The organism is Novosphingobium sp. 11B, from assembly GCF_054589055.1.
In genome coordinates, this window is the sequence record NZ_BAAILP010000114.1 from 45,546 (window position 1) to 50,478 (window position 4,933).

Sequence of the window (4,933 nt, forward strand, 5' to 3'; positions counted from 1 at the left end):
GCTCAGTTGCGCGGCGACCGCCTCGTTGATCTGCGCGAGGGGGTAGGTGCGGATCAGCTTGTCGAACGGGAAGCGGCCTTCGCGGTAGAGGTCCACCAGTTGCGGGATGAAGGTCTGGAGGTCGCTGTCGCCCTCGACGATGCCGTGGATGCGATGGCCGTAAGTGATGAGCGAGGCGAGGTTGATCGACAGGCTGCTCTCGGGCCGAGGGGGCACGCCGACAAGGCCCAGCAGGCCGTGGCTGGACAACGATGCCAGAGCGGTTTCGACGACGGCCTCGCGCCCGCTGGTCTCGAAAGCGAACTCCACGCCGTCCGGCAGGATCGCCCGGATCGCGGCGCCGACATCGCCCTCAGCCGGATCGATGACGTGGGTTGCGCCCAGCTCAAGCGCCATGGCGCGGCGGGCGGCGAAGGGTTCGACGAGGATGATCGTCGCGCACGCCTGCACCACCGCGCCCATGACCGCTGCCAGCCCCACCGGGCCGCCGCCGAAGATCGCGATGCTCGATCCCGCCGGGCAAGCGAGCGAGCGCATCACCCCGCCCGCGCCAGTCTGGAATCCGCAGCCCAATGGCCCCAGCAATTCGAGCGGCACGTCCTCGGCCTCGATCTTCACGAGGTTGCGTTCGTGCGTCACGGCATGGGCGGCGAAGGAGGACTGGCCGAAGAAATTGGCCGAGACCGGCACGCCGTCGATGCTGATCGCGGTGCTGCCGTCGCCCCGCGCGCCTGCGTAGTTCAGGACCGGAAACTCGCGGCAATAGGAGGGCAGGTGCTCCTCGCAGCGGGGGCAGTGGCCGCAACTGGAGAAGCCCAGCACCACCCGGTCGCCGACCGCGACCTTGGTGACGCCCTCGCCCACCGCCTCGACGATCCCGGCGCCTTCGTGGCCGAGAACGGCGGGCAGCGGGATCGGGATGAACTGATCGCGCGCGATCAGGTCGGTGTGGCACAGGCCGACGCCCGCGATCCGCACCCGCACCTCACCCGCGCGTGGTTCGGCAAGGTCGACCGGCTCGACGGTGAAGGCGCCGTGGGCCTCACGCGCGATGGCGGCGGTGGTGTGCATGCTCAGGCTCCCTCAGGCTGCGGTGTAGCCGCCGTCGGCGGTGAATTCGGCGCCAGTCACGAAGGCGGCGGCGTCGCTGGCAAGGTAGGCGATCATCGGCGCGATGTCGCTCGCCACGCCGAGGCGCTTCATCGGGATCAGCGAGGCCCAGGCCGCCAGCGCGACTTCTGGCGGGATCGGCTTGCCATCGGCATCCACCGGCGGCTCCCAGTCGGCGCCGAGGTTGGTCTGGACCGGGCCGGGCAGCACGCAGTTCACGCGGATGCCCGCGCTCGCCCATTCACAGGCCACTGCCTTGCTCAGCGCCCGCACCGCGCCCTTGGTGGCGCTGTAGGCGGCGAACTGCGCGCCCGCCACCTTGCCGTAGATCGAGGCCAGGTTGACGATCGAGGCCCCCGCAGCGCCCTGCGCGATGGCGGCCTTCATCAGCGGCTCGGCGGTCTGCATGCCGATGTAGACGCTTTCCACGTTGATGCGGTTCTGTCGGCGCAGGATCTCCACTGGCGCCTCGGAGAACGGGCGCGACATCATGATACCGGCGTTATTCACCAGCACGTCGAGCTTGCCGAAACGCTCCTGCACAGCGGCGGCGCAACTCGCCCAGGCGGCCTCGTCGCTGACGTCGTGCGCCAGCGCCAGCGCATCGCCGCATTCCTGCGCCGTCGCCTCAGCGCCTTCGAGGTTGAGGTCGCTGGCGATCACGCTGGCGCCGTGGCGGGCGAGCGTCAGCGCCGTCTCGCGGCCGATGCCCGAGGCGGCGCCGGTAACCCAGCAGGTCTTGCCGGTCAGGTCGAACAGGGCACTCGGCATGGTCATTCTCCGATATTGGAACGGGCGTGGCGTTCGGCGGCCACGGGGGGGAGCCATGGCAGGCTGCCATCGCAGTAGGCCTCGAGGGCAGGCGTCCAGCGCCCCGGTTCGTCGAGGGTGCCGCCTTTGATGAGCGTCAGCCCCGGCAGCGCCCCCGCGATCGAGACGATGGGCGAGCCGCAGGCGGGGCAGAAATGGCGCGAAACGGGCTGGCCGCTGTCGCCCATATCCTCGAACACCCGCGTCTCGCCCTGCTGGGAGAAGGCCGCGTCGGTCACCGCGATGACCAGCGAAAAGGCGCTGCCGGACTGGCGCTGGCAATGGCGGCAGTGGCACACGGCGGCGAGCAAGGGCTCGCCCTCGAAAGCATAGCGCACCTGCCCGCAGAGGCAGCCGCCGGAGTGGGTCGCGTTTATCATAGGGCCATCACCACCGACTTGGGCTCCAGATAGGCGTCGAGCACTTCGCTGCCGTTTTCGCGCCCGATGCCGGACATCTTCATGCCGCCGAAGGGGAAGGCCGGGTCGGCCAGCATCACGCAATTGACGAAGACGGTGCCCGCCTCCAGCGCGGCGGAGGCCCGGTGCGCGGTGGCCAGATCGCGCGTGAAGACATGCGCGGCAAGGCCGAAGGCGCTGTCGTTGGCGAGCGCGATGGCTTCCTCGATATCGTCGAACGGCGCGGTGGCGAGGACCGGGCCGAACACCTCGTCGCGCATCACTTCGGCGGCGGCGGGGACATTCCGCAGCACGGTCGGCGCGTGGTAGTAGCCGCGCTCGGGCAGCACGGCGGCGGAGGGCATCGCCTCGATCCCGGCTGCCCTTGCCCGCTCGACGAAGCTCGTGACGCGCGCGTGCTGGCGGGCGCTGATGAGCGGGCCTAGCTGGCTGGTGCGGTCGGCGCTCGGCCCCAGCTTCTGCGCACTGCCCACGGCGACGATGCCTTCGAGCACTTCGTCGTAGACCGAGCGATGCACGTAGAGCCGCGTGCCCGCGTAGCAGACCTGGCCTGAGTTGAAGAAACACCCCATCGCCGCCTGCGGTATGGCGCTGGCGAGGACGGCATCGGCGCAGATGATCGAGGGCGACTTGCCGCCCAGCTCCAGCGTCACGCGCTTTAGGTCCGGCACCGAGGCGGCGAGGATCGCCTGCCCGGTCGCGGTGGAACCGGTGAAGGCCACCTTGGCGATACGCGGGTGCGCGGCCAGCGCCGCGCCGGTCGCACCGTCGCCGGTGACGACGCTGAGCACGCCTTCGGGAAGCCCCGCGATGCGCGCCAGTTCGACCAGCCGCAATGCGCTCAGCGGGGTTTCGGGCGCGGGCTTCAGGACGACGGTGCAGCCCGCCGCCAAGGCCGGGGCGACCTTCCACATCGCCAGCACCAGCGGGAAATTCCACGGCGTGATCGCTGCGACGACGCCGATCGGTTCACGCCGCGAATAGACGTGATAGTCGCCCGGCGTTGCGGACAGCGTCCCCGCCCGGCCCGCCAGCTTCGACGGCCAGCCTGCATAGACACGCAGCCACGAGATCGCGGCGGGAATATCCACCGCCTCGACGATACCGACGGGCTTGCCGGTATCGAGCGCCTCCAGCGCGGCGAGGCGCGGCAGGTCGGCTTCCATCGCATCGGCCAGCTTGTGCAGCAGTCGCTCGCGCGCCAGCGGGGCAAGGCCGCGCCATGCGGGCGCGCGGAAAGCCAGCCATGCCGCCTCCACCACCTGATCGACCTGCGAGGCCGAGGCCACCGGGACATCCGCGAAAGCGGTTTCCGAGCACGGGTCCACATCAGGCAGTGTCGCGGCGGAGGCGAGCCGGTCCCCACCCGCCGTCAGCGCCAGATCGGGCAGTTCCAGACCGTCGAAACCAAGCAAATTCGTGTCTCCTGTCATCCCGGGATCAGCACCACGTCAAGGTTTTTCAAACCGTTGATGAAATTGGAGCGGAACCGGCGCGGCGGCGACAGCACCTCGAACCGGGCCACGCGCTCCGCTAGGATGCCGAAGGCGACGCGCAACTGCATCTCCGCCAGCCGCGAGCCGACGCAGACATGCTGCCCGGTGCCGAAGCCGAGGTGCTGGATATTGCCGCGCCCCACGTCGAAGCGATGCGGATCGGGGAACACGCTCTCGTCACGGTTGGCGGCGATGTACCACATCACCACCTTGTCGCCCTTGGCGATGGCCTGCCCGCCGATCTCGGTATCGGCCATGGCGGTGCGCCGCATATGCATGACCGGGCTGGCATGGCGCACCATCTCGCGCACGGCGGTCTTGATGAGGTCCGGCTCGGCGCGGATGCGATCCCACTGCTCGGGGTTTTCGGCAAAGGCGACGATACTGTGGCTCAGCGAATTGCGCGTCGTCTCGTTCGCGCCGACAAGCGCGAGGATCATGTTGCCGGTGAATTCGCGCAAGGTGACGGGGCTACCGTTCACCTCCATCGTCGCCAGCAGCGTGGCGAGGTCCTGCCCCGGCGCGGCGCGGCGTTCCTCGAACAGCCGGGCGCAGAAGGCCATGAATTCGCCGAGGATCGTCGCCATCGCCTCGGGGCTCTGGCGAAAGTCCGGGTCGTCCTCGCCGACGAAGGCGTTGGTCCAGTCGTAGAGCTTCACCCACATCTCGGCGGGCAGGTCGAACAGTTCGCACAGCGTCAGCAGCGGTAGCGGCGCGGAGAGCAGCGGGACGATGTTGACCGGCTCGCCGAGAGGTATCTTTTCCACCAGCGCGAGGCAGCGTTCGCGGATGCGTTCCTCGATCCCGGCAAGGCGACCCGGGGCTACGGCAGGCATGATGAACTTGCGGTACTGGGTATGCGTGGGCGGGTCGATCGAGATGAACGGGGTTCCGATCGCCGATTCCCCCGCGCCCGTCAGGCCCACCTCGTTCTCGTTGAAGATGCGGTGGCCGCCGTTCTCGCTGGCGGACGAGAACAGCGCCGGATTGCGCGATACCTCGACGATATCGGCATAGCGGGTTAGCGACCAGAAGCCCGACCCGTCCTTTTCGGGGTTCCAGTAGACCGGCTGCGCGGTGCGCAGCCGGTCGAACACG

5 protein-coding genes are annotated in these 4,933 nt (G+C 69.1%); all 5 read right to left on the reverse strand.

Annotated elements, in window-relative coordinates:
- Positions 1-1,071 (reverse strand): NAD(P)-dependent alcohol dehydrogenase (locus ACYPYD_RS10435; protein WP_459663031.1); only part of this gene is annotated, 1,071 nt, incomplete at its 3' end.
- A 12-nt stretch (positions 1,072-1,083) separates the two neighbouring features.
- Positions 1,084-1,887, reverse strand: a complete 804-nt coding sequence (locus ACYPYD_RS10440) for an SDR family NAD(P)-dependent oxidoreductase (RefSeq protein WP_211150911.1) — start codon at positions 1,885-1,887, stop codon at positions 1,084-1,086.
- A complete protein-coding gene (locus tag ACYPYD_RS10445; RefSeq protein WP_036528344.1) occupies positions 1,884-2,300 on the reverse strand; it encodes a GFA family protein in 417 nt (138 codons plus the stop codon). The genes ACYPYD_RS10440 and ACYPYD_RS10445 overlap by 4 nt, the downstream gene beginning before the upstream one ends.
- The gene (locus ACYPYD_RS10450) at positions 2,297-3,754 is read right to left on the reverse strand and encodes an aldehyde dehydrogenase family protein (protein WP_459663033.1); all 1,458 of its coding nucleotides are present in this window, start codon (positions 3,752-3,754) and stop codon (positions 2,297-2,299) included. Before ACYPYD_RS10450 ends, ACYPYD_RS10445 begins: the two co-directional genes overlap by 4 nt.
- Before the next feature lie 14 nt (positions 3,755-3,768).
- A complete protein-coding gene (locus tag ACYPYD_RS10455; RefSeq protein WP_459663035.1) occupies positions 3,769-4,932 on the reverse strand; it encodes a cytochrome P450 in 1,164 nt (387 codons plus the stop codon).
- Position 4,933 lies beyond the last annotated feature (1 nt).